Origin of the sequence: Dyadobacter sp. 676 (genome assembly GCF_040448675.1) — a bacterium.
Lineage (GTDB): Bacteria > Bacteroidota > Bacteroidia > Cytophagales > Spirosomataceae > Dyadobacter.
The window spans coordinates 1,946,525-1,969,046 of record NZ_CP159289.1 but is presented as its reverse complement, the minus strand read 5'-3'; the positions used below and the strand labels follow the sequence as shown (position 1 = coordinate 1,969,046).

Below are 22,522 nucleotides of genomic sequence, written 5' to 3'. Positions count from 1 at the left end.
CCTCCATCCCTCCTTTCCTCCATTAATCGAAACTATGGCAAACATAAATATTGATAGTAAAAAAGCACGCACCTACGACGCCATTGTGATTGGCTCGGGGATTAGCGGTGGCTGGTCGGCGAAGGAGCTGACCGAAAAAGGATTGAAAACCCTCGTACTAGAACGTGGCCGGGATGTACAGCACATCAAGGACTATCCCACCACGAACATGATGCCCTGGGAATTCGAGCATCGCGAACGGCTTCCGAAGGAGATAGCCGATGCCAACCCGATTGCGGCACGCTGCTATAATTTCAAGGAATCGTCGATGCACTTTTTCGCGAAGGATAACGAGCATCCCTACATTCAGGAAAAGCCTTTCGACTGGCTAAGAGGCTATCAGGTGGGCGGCAAATCGCTGCTCTGGGCGCGGCAGACGCAGCGCTGGAGCAAGTACGACTTCGAAGGGCCGGCTCGCGACAAGTTCGCCGTAGAATGGCCGATCGGTTACGACGACCTGGCGCCCTGGTACAGCCATGTGGAGAAGTTCGCGGGTATTACCGGTAATAAAGACGGCATCGACGCATTGCCTGACGGCGAGTTCCTGCCCCCGCATGAACTCAACTGCGTGGAGAAGTATTTCAAAGAGCAGGTTGCGAAACAATACAGGGACCGTCACATTATCATCGGCCGTGCCGCGCATATTACCGCTCCGCAGCAGATACACCTCGATCAGGGGCGTGCCAAATGCCAGCACCGGACGATCTGCGAGCGCGGGTGCCCGTTCGGAGGGTATTTCAGCAGCAATGCTTCCACCATTCCGTGGGCGATGAAAACGGGCAATATGACGCTCCGCCCGCATTCGGTGGTGCATTCGATCATTTACGACGACAAAAAGCAAAAGGCTTCGGGTGTGCGCGTAATCGATGCGAATACCAGGCAAATGATCGAGTTCTATGCCGATATCATCTTTCTGAATGCGTCCGCATTGAACTCCAATCTGGTGTTGCTGAACTCGACGTCGAGCCGTTTTCCCAACGGGCTCGGTAACGACAACGGCCTGCTGGGCAAGTATATCGCATTTCACAATTACCGCGCCACCGTTTCCGGCGAGTACGAAGGTTTCCTCGACTCGACGACCGACGGCCGTCGACCGAATGGCGGCTACATTCCGCGTTTCCGAAATGTTTACAAGCAGGAGACCGACTTTTTGAGAGGCTACGCAGCAGGTTTCGGTGCCAGCCGCATTACCTACAACGATCGAAACGGCCTCGGTGAATCGCTGAAAGCCGGATTGCACGAGACGAAATATGGTAACTGGAGCGTTGGCTCGCACATGATGGGTGAGACAATTCCCAAAGAAAGTAACTTCGTGGCCCTCGATAAGAATGAAAAAGATCCGTTCGGAATGCCCAAGCTGAGGATCTCCGTCGATTATGACGACAACGACGAGAAGATGATCAGGGATTACATGGAACAGGTGAGCGAAATGTTTACCAAAGCAGGCTTCACGAACGTCAAAACCCACGACAATCATCGTAACCCCGGCAACGATATCCACGAAATGGGCGGCGTACGCATGGGCAAAGACCCGAAAACGTCGTTGCTCAACAAATGGAACCAGCTGCACCATTGCAAGAATGTGTTCGTGACCGACGGCGCTTGCATGACGTCGACTTCTACACAGAATCCCTCGCTTACCTATATGGCCCTTTCGGCCCGCGCCGCCGATTATGCGGTGAAGCAAATGAAGGCGAAGAATTTGTAACCGAAAATAATTACTTGTAGAAAAAGGCTGCTATTCGCGGGAATGGCAGCCTTTTTGTTTTTAGGGCTTGTAAGTGTCGGGATAGCACTTAAAAAAGTTTTAGTTTTTTTAAATCAAGGGTAAGGGATTTTAAATGCAAGAAAGTCTTTTAATTATTACATACGAACAGACACTCAATGCACGATCCTTTGCTTAACCCGGAAACGAAGCGCCCTGGGCCATTTGTGTCCCCTGTACACGAAGGCAAGGCGCCTGTAAGTGAGATTGATTCTGCTACCTTTCTGAAATCGGCTTTTGAACAAAATCCGGGGAAGGGTCTGGAACTGCTGTTCAAGCGGTATTATAACCCGCTTTGCAGCCACGCGGTGCGGTTTGTGTATTCCAAACAAATTGCGGAGGATCTGGTAAGCGAGGTGTTCTTCCAGTTTTACCGCACGAAGGCATACGAGAACATCACGACGTCCTATACCAGCTACCTGTTTCGTTCCGTGCGTAACGAATGCTATACGTATATGCGTCGGGAGTTCGGAAAGACCGATACTCTTGAAATGAACGAGGAGCATCCGATCTCCACCTATCATCAGCAGCCTGATGCCGAAATCCATTATAATAATCTCTATCTGAAAGTCAATGAAGTGATTGCGCGGCTACCCATGCAGTGCCAGAAAGTGTTCCTGCTGAGCCGTTTCGAGAACAAGAAATACCATGAAATAGCGGATGAGCTACACATTTCGCCCAAAACAGTAGAAGTACATATCTCCAAGGCATTGAAGCACCTTCGCTCCGCCCTCCATGGCGAATGGATGATTTCGCTGTGTCTCACCATTTTGAGTATCCTCTAATGCCGGCCGTGGAGGCCTGGCCCGGAAGCCCGGTCCCGTGGGGCCTCGTCAATTTTGTAAACCGAACACAAATGGAAAAAACTATATCGAAATATACCCTTTTCGAGTATCTGGCGGGTCGCGCCAATCCGCTCGAAAGGCAGCTTGTGGAGGACTGGATCGTCCGGAAGCAGAACCTCGAAACATTTCATCAATGGCTGCTGGAATACGAAACCAAATCGCCCCAGTTTGTTCCGGATCAGGATGCGGCACTGACGAACCTGCTTCACAGGCTGGATTCGGGTATGGAAGAAGTAATAGAGGAGGGAAAGACGGAGGAGGTGGAGGAGGAACGTTTGCCTTCCTGGTTCGGGCGCCGCAGTAACCGTTTCTGGCTGGTAGCAGCTTCGGTGACGGTGCTGGTAAGTTGTGGCTGGTGGTTTCGCGACCCGATCCTATACAAATCCTATCAGACGGCCTACGGGCAGACCACCGACGTATACCTCGAAGACGGAAGCCGCGTCGCATTGAATTCGAATTCCAGACTGAAAGTACCGAGACTGGGTTTTTGGGGTGATGTGCGCGAGGTGAGCCTGGGAGGCGAAGCAGAGTTTTCGGTGAGCCATACCATCGATCACAAGCGTTTTGTGGTAAAAACATCGGACGAGTTCCGGGTAGAAGTGCTCGGTACCACATTCTCGGTATTTGCAAGGCCCCGGGGCACGAAGGTCGCCCTGAAATCCGGCAGTGTCCGCATCGATTATTCGCAGAACAATCAGCGGAAAGAGGTTATGATGGAGCCCGGCGACCTCGCATTCCTAGACCGGGAAGGCGCGGTGCAGCTGGAAAAGAAGCAGGACATCAAAGCATTCGCTCCCTGGACGGAGCAACGATACGTGTTCAACGGCACACCCGTGGGAGAAATACTGGCGATGATCGAAGAGAATTTCGGACAAAAAGTGAGCCTGTCCGATTCCAGCATCGCCCAACGGTCGATCACCGGCAATTTCAAGACCAGAAATGCGGAAGAACTTTTGAAGACGATCTCGGAAGTGCTTGACCTCAGAGTCGAGCAAAGCGGCGCTACAATCCTTTTAACGAACAATTAATTATTCCAAACCAATTGATTATGAATCTTACGCTATCAGCCAAGCAATGGGTGGCGATCGGGATTGTGTTGATGACGCAATCCTCGCGGGTCGTGCATTCACAGGTCATTGCCTTTGCGTCGACGCCGGCCAGGAACCATGCTTACATAGGCCAGGAAATGAAGCTTAAAAACGTATTGCTGGACTTGCAACGGCATTACGGCGTGGAAATCATCTTTGAAGACCGTCTGGTAGGTTCGGTAAATGTAGCTTCCAGCAGCCTGGACCTCAGCCTGCCGATCGAAAGGAACCTCGACTTGCTGCTGGGGCAGAATGGATTGAAGTACAAGCGGACAAGGAAAAATACTTTTGTCATTACCGAGAGCAAGGCAAAGGAAGCCATGCCCGTGAAAGAGGTCAAGGATGAGGCGATGAATTTGCCGGAGACGCAGGCAACGGGCAGTTTGGTGGCGTCGGCCGGTCAGGCAGCGCAAATGGTCGTCGAAAGAACAGTTAAAGGAAAGGTAACCGACGAAGCAGGCGGCGCATTGCCGGGTGTGAGTGTATTGCTCAAAGGGACGCAACGCGGAACTTCTACCGGAGCGGAGGGCGAGTTTTCGCTCGAAGTGCCGGATGGCGGCCAGAATGTGCTGGTTTTTAGTTTTGTCGGATATAAGTCCCAGGAAGTTCCGGTCGGCAACCAATCGGTAATCGACATTAAGCTCGTACCTGATGAAAATGCACTGGAAGAAGTGGTCGTGGTAGGTTATGGTACTGTCAAAAAATCCGACCTTACCGGCGCCGTGGGTACAATCAAGGCCGATGTATTGCAGGAACGTCCGGCTTCGTCCCTGAACCAGGGACTTTCCGGACGTATTACCGGGGTCAATGTATCGTCGAACTCCGGCCGTCCCGGCGGGCGCGCCAACATACGCATTCGAGGGGCCAGCTCCATCAGTGTTTCCAATAACCCGCTTTATGTGATCGATGGGGTGATCCTGAATGCAGTGGACCTTCAAAACGGCAGTACGCCCATCGATTACCTCAACCCGAACGACATCGCTTCGATCGAGGTGTTGAAGGACGCGTCGTCCACGGCTATCTATGGTGCCCGCGGTGCGAACGGGGTAATTCTCGTAACCACCAAGCGTGGCGTGGCGGGTGGTGGCCGTGTAACGTACGATTCCGATTTCAGCATCGGCGTCGCCCCCAAAAAACTGGAAGTATTGAATTCGAAAGAATTCCTCGCGGTGGAAGAGACCATTTATGCGAATGCGGCCAAGTACGATCCTGTGGGCTGGGCCACCGGCACCAAGTATACCGACCCGAAGCTGAAACGCACGAACCCACGCCTGTTCGATTCGAACGGGAATCCGCTCTATGATACCGACTGGCAGGATGTAATGTTCCAGAAGGCATTTACCCAGAATCACCAGCTTGGTTTTACCGGCGGTAATGAGAAGGGCACCTACGGCGCATTCCTGAATTATCGCAACGAAAACGGTATCGTGCGCGAGTCGTGGCAGAAGCGCTTCGCTGGCCGTTTTGTTTTCGATACACAAATCAAACCCTGGCTGAAAGTAGGCGGTACGCTCGGCTATACCGACCAGAACGAGAAGCAGATCGACCAGCTTGGCGGCGGCGGTATCACCACCATGCGCCAGGTGCTGGAAGCATTGCCGATTATTCCCGTTAAATATGACAACGGTGCGTGGGCCAGCAACCGCGACTATCCGGGTATGGAAGGTGGCGATAACCCGTTGCGCGTAGCGAGCGAGCGCCTGTTCTACCTGCGCACGCAAACGATGCTGGGCAATATGTACGCGAGCATTGCGCTCGCCAAAGGGCTCGAATTCCGGACGACCGTCGGAACCAACGTGATCAACCAGCGCCGGGACTATTTCGCGGCCAAAGGCTTGCAATACATTTCCAACAATGGCGATGCGAGCGTGATCAACAACCGGTACAATTCGTGGCAGTTCGAGAATTACCTGACTTACAACAAAGATTTCGCGAGAATCCATTCGGTGAATGCGATGCTGGGTTTGTCGTGGCAGCATGTGGACCGTTTCGAAAACCAGGCGATTACTCAGGGATTTGACGATACCTATTTCCAGTTCAATAACCTTGGTGCCGGTGCGAGCCCGCAGGCACCGCAGTCGGAAGGAACTGCATACGGTCTGAACTCCTACTTCGCACGGATCAACTACGGCCTGATGAACAAATACCTCGTGACATTCACAGGGCGTATCGACGGTTCTTCCAAATTCGGTGCGGCCAACCGGTACGCATTCTTCCCGTCGGCGGCGGTTGCGTGGCGCGTAACGGAAGAGGAATTTATGAAAAGTGTCCCTGCGATTTCCAATTTGAAAATCCGGGCGAGCTATGGCGCGACCGGTAATTCCGAGATTCCTGCTTACCGCGCATTGGCGGGTATGGCCAACAACGTTTCCGGGGTGATCGATTACAGCGTGATTTTCAATGGCTCACGCAATATCGGTACCGGTATCGCCAGGATGGCGAACCCGAACCTGCAATGGGAAAAGACCCAGCAAGTCGACTTCGGTGTTGAATTGGGCCTGTTCTCCAACCGCCTGAGCTTCGAACTCGACCTGTACCGCAGAAAAGTAAATGATATGCTTCTGGACGCGCCGCTTCCATTGAGCAGCGGTTACAGCAGCATTTTTACCAATATCGGAAGCATGGAAAATAAGGGAATTGAATTTGCCGTGAATTCGACGAATATCCGTACCGACAATTTCTCATGGAGCACCACATTCAATATTTCTGTGAACAAAAACAAAGTGTTGGCGCTTTCCGGCGGTAGCGACATCTTCTCGGGCGCGACGGTGATCCGTGTGGGCGAGCCGGTGGGTTCATTCTTCGGAAGACAGCATTTGGGTACCTGGTCGACGGCCGAAGCGGAAGAAGCTAAGAAATACAATATGCTGCCGGGCGACGTGAAATATGCCGACCTCAACAAGGATGGTATTATCAACGATAATGACCGTACTATAATAGGAAAAGGTATTCCGGACGGTTTCGGGACTTTCCTGAACACATTTAATTACAAAAACTGGTCATTGACTGTCGACTTGCAATACATGTACGGCAACGACGTGCTCGACAGGAGTATCCACTCGGCGGAGGATCGCCAGGGTATCGCGAACAGCTATAAAACGGTACTGAATGCCTGGACCGAGACCAACCAGAATACGCCGATCGCGCAGATCCGTCCGATTAACGCCTATTACACGACTAACAACGACAGCCACAAGGTCACCGACGCGTCGTTTATCCGTGGCCGGAACCTTTTGCTGGCCTACACCTTCCCTGCGGATATTGTTTCGAAACTTAAACTCGACAGATTGAGAGCTTACGCCTCGATACAGAACTTTTTTGTGGCTACTAAATACAGGGGCTACGATCCGGAAGTGTCTAACTCCGGCTCACCGTTCGACCAGGGCTTCGGTTTGTACGACTATCCCAAGCCACGGGTGTTTATGCTGGGCCTGAACATCGGTTTGTAACAATAATGACTCTTATCCGAAAATAATAATGACTACCATATCAAAGAAAATCGGCTTGCTCGCCATGTTGAGCATTTTCGGGGCGACAGGTTGTTCGGACTTCCTGGATGAATCCGATCCCAGCAATTTTACGGTCGAAAACTATTTTACCAAACCGGAGCACGCACGCAGCTCGGTGAATGCGATCTATGCCAACCTGCGTGTACCGATGAACAGCGGCTTCGGTGGTGGGACGTGGATGATGACCGAGTTTGCCACCGGCCTTGCAAATACCGATCTTGGCCAGGCTGTGAACAGCTATTTTGTGAAAGACCTTCGGAATACTTCCGACAATGGCTATGGACAGTCGTACTGGCAATTTTATTATAAGGGCATTGCCAATGCGAACCTGTCGATTGCCAAAATACCCGGTATTTCTATGGATGCGGCCGAGGCAAAACGGCTGATGGGCGAGGCTTATTTCCTCCGCGCATTCTATTATTTCAACCTGGTGCAGATGTTCGGTAATATCCCGCTTATTCTCGATCCTGTTGATTTGCAATCGGAGCAACTGCGGCCTTCCGCGGCAGCACCGGAGGAGATTTACAATCGTATTGTGGAGGATTTGAAAATCGCGGAAGCCGCCGGTTTACCACTAACCGACGCGTCGGGAAAAGTGAGTACCGGGGCTGTGAAATCGCTGCTCGCGAAAGTTTATCTGACAATGGCCGGCTATCCGTTGCAGAAAGGTGCCGCTTATTACGATTTGGCTGCCAAAAAAGCGGAGGAAGTAATCGATTCCAAGCAGTTCAAACTGTTTGCTTCTTACGACGATCTGCATAATCCCGCCAAAAAGAATGTGGAGGAAAACATTTTTATGATCCAGTTCAAAACGCAGATACTTCCTTCCAACTGGCAGGTTTCCATCATCCCTTACAACAAAAATATCTCGGCCTATTCCGATGAAACGGGCGGCATTTATGCTACGGGTGATTTTGTGAGGTCATATGAACCCAACGATTTGCGTGCGAAGGAGAAGCAATTTTTCTTCACCAAATTCACCAACGAATCCGACCGTACCAAGGAAGTCGACCTGGGAGGCTATTTTATCTACAAACATTTTGACAATGTGGCCCAAACCAGCACGGCCAACAGTGACCTGAACTGGCCGGTGATCCGCTATGCCGATGTGCTCCTAATGTATGCAGAAGCTTCCAATGAAGTAAGTGGCCCGTCGGCCAAAGCCTATGAGGCGGTAAATGCGATCCGCACCCGGGCGCAGCTACCTGCATTGGCCGGGCTCACCAAAGACACATTCCGCGAGGCGGTATGGAAAGAACGCTGGCACGAACTGTGCTTCGAAAACATCACCTGGTTCGATATGGCGCGTTTGCGGAAGGCATTCAATGTAACTACCAAAAAATTCGACAACTATGTCGGGCACAAATTCTCCTACGGGCCCACTTTGACGGAGCGTGAGTTGCTTTTCCCTATTCCGACAGCGGAGATCCGCAACAACACCAATCTGAACCAGAACAAAGGATATTAGCAGAACAGGTTAATCATTAAACTCAGCCAGTTTAATAGTAGATAGTAATCGATAAGCCTCCGGAACTTCCGGTGGCTTATTTGTTTTACGCAGTGTCAACTCCGGTTACCTGATCGATTTCAAATGTTTTCCGGCAATGTCTTCCCAGCGGTACAAATGAAACGTTTTATCGTCGCTCATAGCTACGAACAAACCATTTTTGAATTGCGCATCGAGGGGAACAGATACGACATCGGAGCCGTCGCTGTGGCTTGCTCTGACGGTCACTTTTCTCAGTAGAGGATGTTGATGAGGCTTGCCGGATGTTCCTTCTCTTGGAAATATCTGAAAACTATTGGCACCCTGGTCCGAAACGAGAATGTAGCCGGTACTTTCCGTGAGCTGGTAAATGGAAATGCCCTCATGGTCTTCGGTAAAGCCGCTGGTGGCAAAAAGCGCCAGCTCTTCGTTCCCCTTCTCGGGATCGGCGTAATATTTGCGGACGCCCGTACCTTCATCGGAATAATACACATAACCTAACTGATCGTCGACGGCAATGGCTTCGATTTCTTTCAGACCACTGTATTTCCCGAATTTGCGGACGAGCGATGCTTTTACCTGGCCTTTGCCATTGTCTTCGAGCAAATATTGCCAAAGATAAGTCCCGTCGGTTGGCCCCGATTTCCGGCCGACAATGGCGTATATTTTGTCTGACTTGCTTTTATAAAGCGCAATACCCATCAAATCACGCATATTTTCACCTGTTTCTCCGACAAACACCTCGATACCACCATTGTCGACAGGCCGCATGTGGGGCAGGCTGTAAATGCGCAGCTTGTGGGTGAACCGCTCGGTGGTGACGGCGATGTCGGTGGGCTTGCCGGCGAGATTCAGGCCATATTCGACGTCGACATTGTCAGGGCGTTTCAGGCCGGTGACGGTTTTGTCGCGCTGCAATTTGCCTTGTAGGTCGAACACATACAGGCCGCCGTCCTGGTCTTTGTCCGTACCGATGATCAGGCTTTGGGCGGGATCGGCGGGGTTGATCCAGATCGCCGGATCGTCGGTATCGTGGGCAACGGTGTCGGTAATGAAAACCGGCTGGACGATTGAACTGACAGTGTCAGCCTTAGCGGAATGAAAGGGGGCGTTTTGGGTGGACTGGCAAGCAATAACCATTGCCGCCAGGCCGGAAATGGCCGGTATTATGAATAATTTCACTGGCTGGAATAATGTAGATTGTACTGGACTAAGAATGTCAGTCTGAGCGGGAGCAGCCGCAGCTGCGGTCGAAGGCATCACGCAAGATGTTTCGACCGCCCGGCGGCCCGTCCGCTCAATGTGACATTACATCACACCTGGTACACTTTGTATGAATAGAAGATTACTTGGTGCCGAACGCCCCGATGTAGTCGGCAGGAGCGGGCGATTTGTATGTTACGCCGTTGATCACGAGGCCGTTTGCGTACAGGCGGGTAAAATTGGTTTTGCCCTTACCCAGCGCCGGTGAGCCCGCTTGCACATGGAAGTCCCACGCAGTGTTGAAAGTGGCGTTTTTGCCCTCGGTCGTCAACGGATAGTTCACGAATTTGGGATCGTTATCACCCACTTTGGCGGAGATCAGGTCGTCGGCACCTTTCAGGATCTCGGCCGAAGGTTGGAACTGCTTCACACCTTCCTCGGTAGCGCCGTAATACAGTGTGTTGCTGATCACCGACCGATCGTCTACCGATTTATCCACATTCTCCTTCTTGATCCCGAAACGGTCGTTGGCAAGCAGATTATTGTAAAGGTCCGAGCGAACGCCTTTTTCGAGCCAGATGGAACCTCCTTTGGTAGTGGGCCTTCTCCAACCCGCATTGATGATCGTATTGTTGTATCCAACGATATACGCCTGCGGGGTGCGGTAGCCGGAGTTGGAAAGTTTCAACGCATTGGTATTGGGGCTGTAAACGAGGTTGAATGCCACGTCGGCCTGCACGCCCGATTTGATATTGATCGCGTCGCCGCCCGATACGCCGGTGGTATAGAACATATTGTTGGCAATGATCACCTTCCCGCCTTCGATATAAAAGCCGTCCTCGTTGAAATTGCGGATGGTACTGTTCACAACCACCAGTTTGCCGTCTTTGTTGGGGTAATAAACTACCGGTACATGCTCGCCGGCCTTCGCTTTGTACAGACCCGCCTTCACCGATGGCGATTCTTCTGTGGTTACCGCGCCGCCATATTCGAGAATGGTGTTGCTCAGGACAAATTCAGCGGAATTCGGACCGGCAATAAGACCGCCCCAAAGGTTACCGAATTGGTTAACTGGCGTTTTCCAGGCGTCGGGTATGGTAAATTTCACCGGCGCGGCGGCGGTACCCAGGCTGTACAGGTTGCCTTTCACGACCACTTCCGGCTTCACTACCGAGTCGCTGAAAAGCACGGTTACGCCTTCCTCAATGGTCAGGGATTTGCCTTCCGGGATTTGGAGGTGCCCGGTCACTTTGTAGGTATTGCCTTTAGTCCAGGTGCCGGAGACCTCGCCGGTTACAGACTGTTCAGTAGGCTGTGGGTCCACGGGCGTGGGTTCGTCTTTGTCGTCGCTGCAACCGGTGATCAGCAATGCGGCGAGGGCTGAAAGCATGAATAGGTGTTTCATTTTGGATTGGTTCATGAGATTAAAAAATTTGACGACTGATTTAAAACTTGTAGCGTACGCCAATGAGGTAGGAGCGCTGGTAACGGTCGCGGCGGATGAGCGTTTTGCCAGGCAGGTCCTGGTGCGGGATATGGGCATTCGAGGCATTGGTATTCTTCATGTAAACTTCCATTGGCGTGTCCAGGAGGTTATTCGCTTTCAGAAACACGCCCAGACCGTTCCGGAATGTTTTTTCGACGGAGGCATCCATTTGAATAAAACCCTTTTGCCAGAGGTCGTTATCGAGGAACTGTGAAACGGTATTAATCCTGTCGCCTGTGTAACCGCCGGCGAGCTGCGCGTCGATGCCGTTTTCCTGGTTTTTGTAAAGTATGGAAAGGTTGGCTACATGGGCCGACTGTCCGTAAAGCGGCCGGGTTTGGTTCACGTTGATCGTTTCCAGGTCGCCGCTTTCGTTGCGTATGCGCCTGGATTTAGGTGTGGTAATGCGCGAATGGGTGTAGGTATAATTGGCCTTGATCCCGAACTGTTTTATGTATTTGATATAATCGATTTCCAGCCCGTAGTTCTTCGCATTCCCGAAATTGCCGGGCGAATAGTAGATGTCCTGCCCGCGGACCGCATCGCGCTGGAGTGTGTATTCGATCGGATTTTTGATCATTTTATAAAAAATACCCACCATTAACTGCTCCGAAGAGCGTGGAAAGAGCTCATAGCGCAGGTCGATATTGTCGGCGATAGCGCGTTTCAGATCGGGATTGCCGCGCTCCTGGTATTCTTCCTGCACGATGCGGTAAGGCACGATCTCAAAGAAGCCCGGGCGGTTGACCGACCGGAAGTAGGAGGCACGCAGGTTGATATGGTCTTTCGGCTTGTATTTAAAATGCAGGCTCGGCAAAATGTCGGTGTACTTTTGCCTGCCATCCGGCCGGTCTTCGCCGATAGGAAATAGCATCGAATATCCCTGGTTGGTCGCTTCGGCACGCACGCCACCGAGGATTTCCAGGTATTTTGTTTCGGCTTTGAATTGAATGAAACCCGCTTTGATTTGCTCGGTAGCATCATAATTCAGCGCGCTGGCGACAGAGCCGCGCGGGTTCTGAATCGTCCAGCGGATCTGGGTGTAGTCGGTAAAATCTCTTCCATATTCTGCAAACGGGTCGGCGGGCCGGAGTTGGTAGTTATTATAAAAATTGGAGCGTGATTTGTCGCGGAACAATCCGCCTGTGGTCCATTCCACCTGCGCCGCGCCCATAACCGTATGATAAACCAGATTGAAGTAGCCCGAAAGGTCGCGGTCGGAGTTGTGCTCCCAGCGGCGCGAGGCGTCGCCGACGGTCGTTTTTCTTTCCCGGAAGTTTTCCATCACCCCGATCAGCGGCACGGTCACATTGTCGGGAACCTCGCTGGTCGCTTTGGAATACACTGCCGACCATTGCAGAGCCAGCGCTTCGAGCAGTTGGTGTTTTCCCTGCAACGTACTGTTGAAGATTTGCTGCCTGGTCAGACGCGAGCGGGTGGAATAGCCGAGCGTCGCATTGCCGGCCACAGGGTCGTAGCCGCCAATCGTAAGCTGGGTGGATTTGACATCGCGTACCTGGACGTTCGTCAGGTTCATGAACGCATTATAGAATTGGATTTTGTGTTTTTCATTAATGCGGAAATCGATTTTGGAATGCAAACCGCAGCGGATTTGCTGCTCGGAATACTGCCGTTCGCTCATTTTGGTAAGTACTTCGCCGCGCAGAGTATCGACCGCCTCGGAGTCGAAGAACAGGCTATTGCTTCCGCGATGGGTGTTCTGGTAACTTCCCGCGAGCAGGATACCCAGCTTGTCGTGCAGAAAACGATTCCCTACGGCAATGCTTCCAAGCAGGTTGGGGGCGGGCGTTTTGTGTTTGTAATTCACGGCTGCCGCCGAAAAATCCGCCGGGACCGCATTATACTGGCTACCATTGCGCTCATACGGCGACTTCGATAGGATATTCCGGAAATCGTAGCCCATAAACTTGCGGTCCATAAATAGCTCGTTGTAGCCGGTTGATACGTTTGCAGAGAGCGTAAACTTGTCGGGCGCATCCTTCATGACCATATTCACCGCGCCGCCGATCGCGTCGCCTTCCATGGCGGGCGTTAATGCCTTGTACACTTCGAGGCGGTCGAGAAGGTCGGAAGGGAAGATATCCAGCGGCACATAGCGGTATTTATTATCCGGACTGGGGATTTTGACGCCATTCACCAGGGTATAATTATAGCGTTTGTCCATTCCGCGCAGGATCGCGTATTGGCCATCGCCATTGCTGTTGCGCTCGATGGATATTCCGGAAATGCGCTGGATGACGTTCGCTACCGTGAGGTCGGGGGGATATTTGAATAGTTTTGCCGGAAACAATATTCATTACCTGGCTGGCATTGCGCTCCATCAATCGCGCGGTGTTGTCGCTGGCGCCGTCGCGTTTGCCGGTGACGGCTACTTCTTCGAGTTTCAGGCCCGCCGCCGCTTCGAGCAAAAGATCCATTTGAACTACTTCATTCCCGCTGATTGCAAACTCCTTTTGAATGGGAGTATAGGAAATGTGCCGGATGCTAAGCCGGTAGGAGCCTTTTTGCAGGTTAGGGATTGAGAACGAGCCGTCGAGCCCTGAAATATCGTGCAGGTTAGTACCCTCGACAACGATTACCACGCCCAATGCCGGCTCGCCGGTGGCGGCTTCGAGGAGCTTGCCTTTCAACGTCCCGGCATGAAGGCTCGTGAATGTGAATAAAAGCAGAAGGATATACAGGTAACGTCGGATCATCGCATTTGGGGGCTGTCGGCTTTCGTTTTCTTTTGTTGATGCGAAGGTGTGCAGAACAAAGTTTGTGATCCAAATCCGGCCTGTTAACAAAAGGGCAACAGGCGATTTCGCGGCGTTACATCAAGGCAACAAGCGTTGCTTATTGTTTGTATGTCTTTGGTATTCAGCCTGTTGATTTTCTTGGCAATGCCATTATGTTTGTGTTACGACAGTATTAACAAACTGTTAACCACTCAGATAGATTGGATATAAGCCGAAAGATTGTCGCCTGGCGCGAGGTTCAGTTTCTTGCGCAGGCGGTGGCGGATTACACGCAGGCTGTCCTGCGAAATGCCGAGGAGTGTGGCGATGTCGGCGGAGGTGAGGTTCATTTTGATCAATGCGATCAGCCGCAGGTCGTTGGCGGTGAGCGGGCCGGTTTGTTGTTGCAGCCGGTCGAAAAACGACTGGTGTACCTGCTCGAATATACCCCGGAATTCTTCCCAATGCCGGTTATCCTGCAAGCCTTCGCCGATCTGCTCGGATAACGCCTTGATCTGCTTCCGCTGGTCGCGTTTATCGTCTTTGATCATTTCGTCGAGTCTGGCGCGGAGGTCTTCCAGCAACTGGTTTTTGCGGATCACATGCAAGGTGTAGCTGCTCAGTTCCTGCGTTTTGGTTTCGAGTTGTTGTTTCAGGTTTTCTTCTTCCAGCTTCTTGTTTTTCAGTTCCGCTTCCATCAACTGGCTTTGGGCCTCGTACACCTGCTTGTGCTGTGCAAGCAATTTTTGTTCGTTCCGGATTTTGAGGCGTTGCCGGCTGATAATTAATGCTGCAACCGCGATAATCAATACTATTACAATGCCCGTAGCAATCGAAATCAGCGTATCGATCCGCCTGGCCTGGGTCAGTTGGGCTATCTCATTGTCTTTTTTTTCTATTTCATAAAGTGTTTGCAGCAATGCAAGCTGCTTGTTGCTTTCTTCTGAATAGATGTCGTTCAGCAGGCTTCGGCTCAGCGCCAGATAGTGGAATGCACTGTCGTTGCGGACCAGCAGGTTATAGGTTTTGGCAATATCATTATAGGCGCTCGAAATCTGGTAGCGTTCGCCATTGGTTTGGGCAAGTTTCAGGCTTTGCAGACTATAAGCGAGCCCTTCACGGAACCGGCCGGTTTTTCGCAGTACATCCCCCAGATTATTCACCACTTCTACCTGCGCACGTGCATTGTGCGTCCGGGCATTGAGGGCATAAGCCTTGTTGAAATAGAAATAAGCCGAGTCGTATTTTCCCAGGTCTTCATAAATGCTGCCGATGTTCTCGTAGATCTTCGCGGCACCGTCCGTACGGCGGTCGAGCTCGTAGGAATGTAGTGCCTTGTGCTGAAAGTAGAAAGCACTGTCGTACATTTCACGCTTTTCATAGAGGTGGCCGATGCGCCCGTAAATCTCCGCTTTGCCCGATTCCTGTCGGAGGTTTTGGTAAATGATCAATGCCTCGTCGTATTGTTTCCGGGCCAGTTGCGGCCTGCGGGTGCGGTAATAGAGCTCGCCGAGCATATTCAGGTTCGCGGCCAGCATCTTTTTCTGGCCCCGGTTGCGGAATATCTTTTCGGCTTTCAGCAGGTAGTCCAGCGACTGCGGGTAATGTCCCGAAATAAAAAGCAACCTGCCGATTTGCTGCAAATAGCCCGCGGCTTCCAGTTCGTTATTCTTTCCGACTGCTGAGTTATAATTTGTTTTCAATCCAATCAGCAAAGAATCGGGATTCTGCGGACTTGCCGGAACGCCGCGTTCCGTGAAATTTGCCTGGCCCGATACGGTTTGAACAAATGTGCAGGATATCGAAATTATCCAGGCAAACAGGACAATGCCGGACAGAATGGGAGGGGACGAATGCTCTTTGGCACGGCAGTTATGCATGGCAGAAAGCGCTAGGTTAATTTCATGCAAGTTACGGTGTGTGCCTGCCTATGAATGCCAAAAGCCATCGAAATACATCAATGGCTTTTGAAAATTAATATTGAGGTAACATGGAGGCTAACCTCAGATGAACCGGTTGATCAGGTTTTCGAGGTATTCCTGCTTGCCGGAAGTCGTTGCGGGCTCGCCTTTGGCAGCGGCGTGCTCGAACAGGTCTTCCAGTTTCAATGCACCTTTTTCGTAATCTGCACCTTTGCCGCTGTCGAAGCTGGCATACCGGTTTTTACGGATTTTGTCGTACTCTCCGTTTTGCAGGATCTTGTCGGCGATCACCAGGGCACGTGCTACGGTGTCGATACCGCCGATGTGTGCGTGGAATACGTCATCCACGTCGGTCGAGTTGCGGCGACGTTTCGCGTCGAAGTTGATACCACCGCCCTGCAAACCGCCTGCGTTCAGGATCACGAGCAATGCGCGGGTCCATTCGGCGATGTCGTTAGGGAACTGGTCGGTATCCCAGCCGTTCTGATAGTCACCACGGTTGGCATCGATCGACCCAAGGATACCCGCGTCGGCGGCTACCTGCAGTTCGTGTTCGAAAGTGTGCCCGGCTAATGTAGCGTGGTTCACTTCCAGGTTCAGGCTGAAATCGGCCAACAGATCGTGCTGGCGAAGGAAGCCGATTACGGTGGCAGCATCGTAGTCGTACTGGTGTTTGGTAGGCTCGCAAGGCTTCGGTTCAATGAAGAATTTACCTTTGAAACCATTTGCACGTGCGTATGCAACCGATATTTTCAGCATTTGTGCGAAGTGCTCCTCCTCGCGTTTCATATCGGTATTCAAAAGGCTCATATAACCTTCGCGGCCACCCCAGAAGACGTAGTTTTCACCGCCCAGCGCGATCGTCGCGTCGAGGGCCATTTTGATTTGCGCCCCGGCGTGTGCTACCACATCGAAATCCGGGTTGGTGGAAGCGCCGTTCATATAGCGATGGTGCCCGAACAGGTTGGCGGTTCCCCAAAGAAGTTTCACGCCGGATGCTTTCTGTTTTTGTCCCAGATATTCAGTCAGGGCTTGCAGGCGTTTTTCGTTGGTACGCACGTCGTCGTCGTAATCCACTACGTCTACATCATGGAAGCAGTAGTAAGGCAGACCCAGCTTGGTAATGAATTCGAAAGCGGCATCGGCTTTGTCTTTGGCGCGGTCAACGGCGTCGGCTTTTTTATCCCAGGGGTAAAAAAGTGTCGGGCCACCGAACGGGTCCAGACCGGCACCGCAGAATGTGTGCCAGTAAGCCACTGCGAAGCGCAGGTGATCTTTCATCGTTTTGCCGGCGATGATGCGGTTTTCGTCGTACCAGCGGTAAGCCAGCGGGTTGTCGGTTTCGGGCCCTTCGTAAGCGATTTTGCCGATGCCCTTGAAATACTCCTGTTCTCCGAGTAGAATGCTCATTGTAATGTAGTTAATCGTTTTTCTAATGCTTTAACAAACCGGCGGATGCAGTAACGGGAGAAGTGTTTCCCCCTTTCCTCCATCCTCCTTTTTTCCTTATTTAATTAATAAGTGTAAAATTGACATTTTATACTGCAATACTATCATTTTTTTCTGAAAAATTTGCAGTGCAAATAAAAAAAGGAGCAGAATTAATTTCTGCTCCTTTTTTGTCAGGATTTTTCCGGAATCTGATCAGAAGAATTTCGCGCGGCGGTCTTCGATCTTCGCGTTCTCGCGGATGGCTTCGTTCACCAGGTACGACATGCGGCTTTCCAGCGATTGGGTTAGCTGCGTTTTGTACTGAGTGAAGTCTGCGATTTTAGGTGCGTCGGTTTTGCTGGTCAGTTCCATGATAAACACGCCGTTTTCGCCGGTGAATACGCCCGATTTCTGGCCCGCTTTCAACCCGAACGCTTTTCCGAGTGCGATTGGGTCGAAACCTGCGCTGGTAAGGAAGCCGGTTGCCAGCGAGATGTCGTTGGCCGATTCAACCAATGCGCCCGCGCCATATTTTTTTGCGATATCTTCGAGTGATCCGGTAGCACCTTTCAGCTTGGCGGTAATCTGCTCGGCTTTGATCTGGTTGCGTACTTTCGTGGTCAGCTCGTCGCGGAAATCATCCACTTTTACGTCCTTCGCATCCGATTTGCCGGTAAGGACAGCCACCACATATTGTTCCTCCGTTTCGAATACCGGTGACACCGTCGAAGGCTTGGTATCCTCTTTAAATGCCCATCTTACGATTTCGCGTGCATTCTGGATCGCATTGATATTGGTGGCGGATTCGGGAATGCGGTTGGCAGTGGCCAGGACCAGCGCTTTATTTTTCTTGACGGCCTCTTCGAATTGCTCGCGGCTTTTCACAGAGTTCGCAAATTCATCCGCTTTACGGTAAGCCTCGTCACGCGTAGCCTGGCTTGGTGCGATCGTTTTGGCAATAGTCGCAATGCGGTACAACGTGTTCGATTTCGGTGCTGTTACCTTGATAATATGGAAACCAAACTGGCTTTCCACCAGTCGCGGGATCAAACCGGGGGCAGTTGCCGAGAAAACGGCTTCTTCGAACGGTTTCACCATCGCGCCGTTGTTCTGGAAGTAGCCCAGGTCACCGCCACGCTGTGCCGAACCGGGGTCGGCGCTGGATGTAGCAGCCAGTGCCTCGAAGTTGGCACCCGCCTTGATTTGCGCCAGAATGCCTTCGGCTTTCGTGCGCGCAGCGGCTTTTGCAGAATCCGACTGGTTTTCAGCGCGGATCAGGATGTGGCTTGCTTTGGCGGAATAAACGCTGTCGGAACGGGTTCCGCCGTATTTGTAGATATAATAGGTATTGCCTTCGCGGTAGGGTCCGTAAACACCACCGGGAATGAACGTCTTGACGGCTTCTTTCAACTGATCGCTCATGGTTGCATACGACTGGTTGATCGGCATCGGAATATCGGTATTCATGGCCGCGAACGCCGAGTCGCTTTGCGCAGTTGCGAGGCCGCGGGCTAGTTCCTTGATCTCGGTATACAAGGCGGCGCTGTCGTCTTTCGCCGGCTGAACCGGGAACGTCACGTACTCGATCGAGCGGGTGTCGGTTCCTTTATATTCTTTTTTATGCGCGTTCAGGTAATCCTGCAACTGCGAGTCGGTTACTTTAATGGTAGTGTCTACAACCGAGAAAAAAGGCACGTACAAATAGCGCAGATTGGCTTTGGTGTTTTGCGCTATGTACTCTTTTTCAGCCTGGGCTTTTGGAGTGTAAGTCGACAGGCGCAGCATGTTTTCATACTTCGTGCGTGTGCGCTCCTCGCGAAGGCTTTTCTCAAAGTTCTCCCAGGATTTTTGTTGTTCCAAAGGAAGGGTTTTGAGGTTTTTCAGATAGTTGATCACCGCATTCTTATCGAAACGGCCGGTGGTAGGATCTGAAAATGCCTGCAGAATCGATGGGCTGATGTGGTTACCCTGAACCATATCGTACAGTTCCTCGTCGGTTACGGTCAGTCCCAGCTTGTCGTATTGCTTTTTGTAAGCGATATCGACCACAAACTGGTTCCAGGCCTGGTCTCTCAAAGAAGCCAGCTCGCCTTCGTTCAGGCTGCGGCCCGATTGCGCCTCGTAGTTTTGACGGAACCCGTCCACCCGGCTTTGAAAATCTTTGATATTAATTTCTTTCCCGGCAATCTCCCCCACAATCTGGTTGTCGTTGCCGCCCAGAAGGGAATTAGGGCCCAGCAAATCGCCTCCAACCATAAAAAGAATTAAACTGATAGCGATAACCGTAACGGCTATCCCGGATTTTTCTCTGATTTTGTTAATTAAAGCCATTTTCTCGATTCAAATTAGTGCGCAAAATAAAAAGTTTTCTTCATGGAATGCAAGATCTTACATCCCTATTTACAATTATTGGTAACATCCGGACGTTGCGTGGCCGGCCGGAGCGAACAAGAGGACGATTTAAAGGCTTTAATACATGTGTTTCAGGTTGAAAGCGTAGAGGATCGCCATGAAGACGCTGAAAAATACGCCGGCCATCGCGGTAATGACGCCCATCCATCCGCCGATCATCAGTAAGGGCGCGATAAACGCGACCGCCATCCCGCCCAGATAAAGGTAATAACCCCGCCGCTGCAGGTGCCACATCAAGTAGGCCGCATATAGCGAAAGCGATTCGAAGATGAGCATGATAATGGCCCCGGTTTTAATGTTTTCGGCGGTGGTTTGCTCGATTACGGCTTCGAACATCCGGTCCATGGTTTTCGCCTCGGCGGTTTGTGCCTGCCGGTCGAGGTTTTCACGGACGGCTTCAAACGTTTCGCGGGTTTTGTCAGCGGTAATGCCCGGGTTCCAGAGCCTTTCCGATTGGGTCCAAAGGCCCGAAACAGCACTCATGAAGGTAAGAAAACACAAAATCGTAAGGAACGTGGGACGATTCACAGGTGCACTCATTCAGTTAATAACAGATCAGCAGGTTTTCTGATGAAGGACGTAAAATTTGCCGTTTTCGGTGAAAACACCAAAGCCATTTGAATATTCTTCCGGCCGGGCTACATTTGTCGTTTTTTAATCCGGCAAAAAACTTAAACTTTCTAACAAACGGTACTTATGAGCCTTCAAATTCTGACTGATCGCATTAAAAATATACTCGGAACGGACAGCGGCCTGGATGCTACGGCCAAATTTGTAACGGACGAGGGTGTTTTGTTCGTCGACGGCAAATCGGTACCCAACAACGTTTCGGATACCGATGCGGAGGCTGATTGCACTTTCAAAGTTTCGGTAAAAAACGCATTGAAGCTTATCGACGGCGATCTGAATGCTATGATGGCCCTTATGACCGGGAAGCTGAAAATTGACGGCGATATGGGCGTGGCGATGAAGATCGCAGAAACCTTCGGGCGTCGATAGTAGGCTTTGCCGCCGGGTGCCTTTTTTCCGTACCAGCAGTTTTTCAATAAACGATCACACAAGCATGGACAATCACGAAAAGGCATCCGGAAACACTATCGGAAGAAGAGGTTTTATGAAAACCGGCGCAATGGCCGCAGGTAGTCTGATGATCGTCCCGAGGCATGTGCTGGGGCGGGGCTTTGTTCCTCCGAGCGACAAACTGAATATTGCGGCCGTGGGCTGTGGCGGCAAGGCCGATTTTAATATACGGCAGGCCTTTAATAATGGTACCGAAAATATCGTCGCGCTTTGCGACGTCGACGACCGCCAATCCGAAAAATACCGCAAGCAATTCCCCAAAGCACCCTATTACAAGGATTTTCGCAAGCTGTTCGAGAAGGAGGGCAAGACGTTCGACGCCGTTATAGTCACCACGCCCGATCATATGCATTACCCCGTCGCGATCGCCGCGATGGAGCTCGGAAAGCATGTTTATGTGGAAAAACCTTTAACCAAGGATATTTGGGAAGCCCGCATGCTTACCGAAGCCGCGAAGAAATACAAGGTGGTAACCCAAATGGGCAACCAGGGCAGCAGCAGCGACGGTACGCGCAACACCGAGGCACTCGTTCAGTCGGGAGCTATCGGCGATGTGCACACCATCGAGGTATGGACCGACCGGCCCGTGTGGCCACAGGGGGTGAAATCTCCCAAAGACAAAGGGGAGTCGCAACCCGTTCCCGCCGGCGTGGACTGGGACCTTTGGCTCGGCACCGCTCCGAAACGCGATTACCATGAAGCATATATGCCGTTCCGCTGGCGCGGTTACTGGGATTTCGGCACGGGCGCATTGGGCGATATGGGCTGCCATTTTATAGATGTGCCTTTCCGCGCGTTGAAACTCAGGTACCCGACTTCCGTGGAATGCAGCGTCGGCTCCGTTTACTCTGATTTCTTTCAGCAGGCATTCTTCGATGACGTCGCCCCGCCTTCTGCAAGCATCCATTTGAAATTCCCTTCCAGAACGCCGGGCAAGGAAATCAACCTGAACTGGTATGACGGAGGAATGCGGCCTCAACTGCCCGATGGCTGTGATTATAAAACCGTTTTCGGCAGCGTCGACGGCGGGATAATGTTTATCGGGACAAAAGGCATTATCAGCGCGGAAATGTTTGGCGAAAATCCGCGGCTTTGGCCGGAAAGCAAATTCGCGAGCATCCGGATCGCCACCAAACCCCGCGCGTTGGTGCAGGGAGGATGGCAGGGACATCAGCAGCAGTTTGTCCAGGCGTGTAAAAAGGGATATGGTGCTTACACCAGTTCCTCATTCGACCAATCGGGGCCGTTGACGGAGATCGTGCTGATGGGTAACCTGGCGGTGCGGTCCTATCTGCACCGCGAGCCCAAAGCGGATGGAAAAGGCTTTATTTTTCCCGGCCGCCAGCGGTTGATGTGGGACGGGCCCAATATGAAGATTACCAATTTCGATGTGGCGAACCAGTTTGTGAAGCGGGAGTACCGGACGGGGTGGTAATCGTCGGATACCGACATTGGTTTTGTTGTTGCATGCCTATCGACATTGCGGATTGTGTAGGTTTATACGTTTTCTACCAATGG

At 51.7% G+C, this 22,522-nt stretch carries 15 protein-coding genes; 7 read left to right on the top strand and 8 right to left on the bottom strand.

Translation table 11 applies throughout. The features are described 5' to 3' along the window. The first annotated feature begins 34 nt into the window (after positions 1 to 34). The 5 genes from ABV298_RS08875 to ABV298_RS08855 all read left to right on the top strand — a co-directional run bounded on the left by ABV298_RS08875 (position 35) and on the right by ABV298_RS08855 (position 8,714). Positions 35 to 1,747 (top strand): GMC family oxidoreductase, encoded by a 1,713-nt coding sequence (locus tag ABV298_RS08875; RefSeq protein WP_353721783.1) that lies wholly within the window; start codon positions 35 to 37, stop codon positions 1,745 to 1,747. A gap of 176 nt (positions 1,748 to 1,923) precedes the next feature. Beyond that, complete coding sequence (locus ABV298_RS08870) at positions 1,924 to 2,589, top strand: RNA polymerase sigma-70 factor (RefSeq protein ID WP_353721782.1); 666 nt, start codon at positions 1,924 to 1,926, stop codon at positions 2,587 to 2,589. A 71-nt stretch (positions 2,590 to 2,660) separates the two neighbouring features. Beyond that, positions 2,661 to 3,677, top strand: a complete 1,017-nt coding sequence (locus ABV298_RS08865) for a FecR domain-containing protein (RefSeq protein WP_353721781.1) — start codon at positions 2,661 to 2,663, stop codon at positions 3,675 to 3,677. 20 nt (positions 3,678 to 3,697) lie between these two features. After that, complete coding sequence (locus ABV298_RS08860; RefSeq protein ID WP_353721780.1) at positions 3,698 to 7,186, top strand: SusC/RagA family TonB-linked outer membrane protein; 3,489 nt, start codon at positions 3,698 to 3,700, stop codon at positions 7,184 to 7,186. A 28-nt stretch (positions 7,187 to 7,214) separates the two neighbouring features. Then, positions 7,215 to 8,714: a RagB/SusD family nutrient uptake outer membrane protein gene (locus tag ABV298_RS08855; protein ID WP_353721779.1), complete on the top strand. Its 1,500-nt coding sequence runs from the start codon at positions 7,215 to 7,217 to the stop codon at positions 8,712 to 8,714. Positions 8,715 to 8,819: 105 nt separating this feature from the next. On the opposite strand, the gene ABV298_RS08850 is transcribed toward ABV298_RS08855, so the two are convergent. The 8 genes from ABV298_RS08850 to ABV298_RS08815 form a co-directional block, all read right to left on the bottom strand. Then, positions 8,820 to 9,914, bottom strand: coding sequence for a phytase (locus tag ABV298_RS08850; RefSeq protein ID WP_353721778.1), 1,095 nt, complete (start codon positions 9,912 to 9,914; stop codon positions 8,820 to 8,822). A 163-nt stretch (positions 9,915 to 10,077) separates the two neighbouring features. Next, a complete protein-coding gene (locus ABV298_RS08845) occupies positions 10,078 to 11,340 on the bottom strand; it encodes a right-handed parallel beta-helix repeat-containing protein (protein ID WP_353721777.1) in 1,263 nt (420 codons plus the stop codon). A 40-nt stretch (positions 11,341 to 11,380) separates the two neighbouring features. After that, positions 11,381 to 13,654, bottom strand: coding sequence for a TonB-dependent receptor (locus tag ABV298_RS08840; RefSeq protein WP_353723160.1), 2,274 nt, complete (start codon positions 13,652 to 13,654; stop codon positions 11,381 to 11,383). Further along, positions 13,590 to 14,138: a carboxypeptidase-like regulatory domain-containing protein gene (locus ABV298_RS08835; protein ID WP_353721776.1), complete on the bottom strand. Its 549-nt coding sequence runs from the start codon at positions 14,136 to 14,138 to the stop codon at positions 13,590 to 13,592. Before ABV298_RS08835 ends, ABV298_RS08840 begins: the two co-directional genes overlap by 65 nt. 233 nt (positions 14,139 to 14,371) lie before the next feature. After that, positions 14,372 to 16,039, bottom strand: coding sequence for a tetratricopeptide repeat protein (locus ABV298_RS08830; protein WP_353721775.1), 1,668 nt, complete (start codon positions 16,037 to 16,039; stop codon positions 14,372 to 14,374). A gap of 123 nt (positions 16,040 to 16,162) precedes the next feature. Then, positions 16,163 to 17,491: a xylose isomerase gene (gene xylA, locus ABV298_RS08825; RefSeq protein ID WP_353721774.1), complete on the bottom strand. Its 1,329-nt coding sequence runs from the start codon at positions 17,489 to 17,491 to the stop codon at positions 16,163 to 16,165. Positions 17,492 to 17,725: 234 nt separating this feature from the next. Then, positions 17,726 to 19,843, bottom strand: coding sequence for a peptidylprolyl isomerase (locus tag ABV298_RS08820; RefSeq protein WP_353721773.1), 2,118 nt, complete (start codon positions 19,841 to 19,843; stop codon positions 17,726 to 17,728). Positions 19,844 to 19,981: 138 nt separating this feature from the next. After that, a complete protein-coding gene (locus ABV298_RS08815; protein WP_353721772.1) occupies positions 19,982 to 20,407 on the bottom strand; it encodes a hypothetical protein in 426 nt (141 codons plus the stop codon). Between the two features lie 213 nt (positions 20,408 to 20,620). On the opposite strand from ABV298_RS08815, the gene ABV298_RS08810 reads away from it, so the two are divergent. After that, positions 20,621 to 20,923 (top strand): SCP2 sterol-binding domain-containing protein, encoded by a 303-nt coding sequence (locus ABV298_RS08810; RefSeq protein ID WP_353721771.1) that lies wholly within the window; start codon positions 20,621 to 20,623, stop codon positions 20,921 to 20,923. A 64-nt stretch (positions 20,924 to 20,987) separates the two neighbouring features. Then, positions 20,988 to 22,439, top strand: coding sequence for a Gfo/Idh/MocA family oxidoreductase (locus ABV298_RS08805; protein WP_353721770.1), 1,452 nt, complete (start codon positions 20,988 to 20,990; stop codon positions 22,437 to 22,439). Positions 22,440 to 22,522 lie beyond the last annotated feature (83 nt).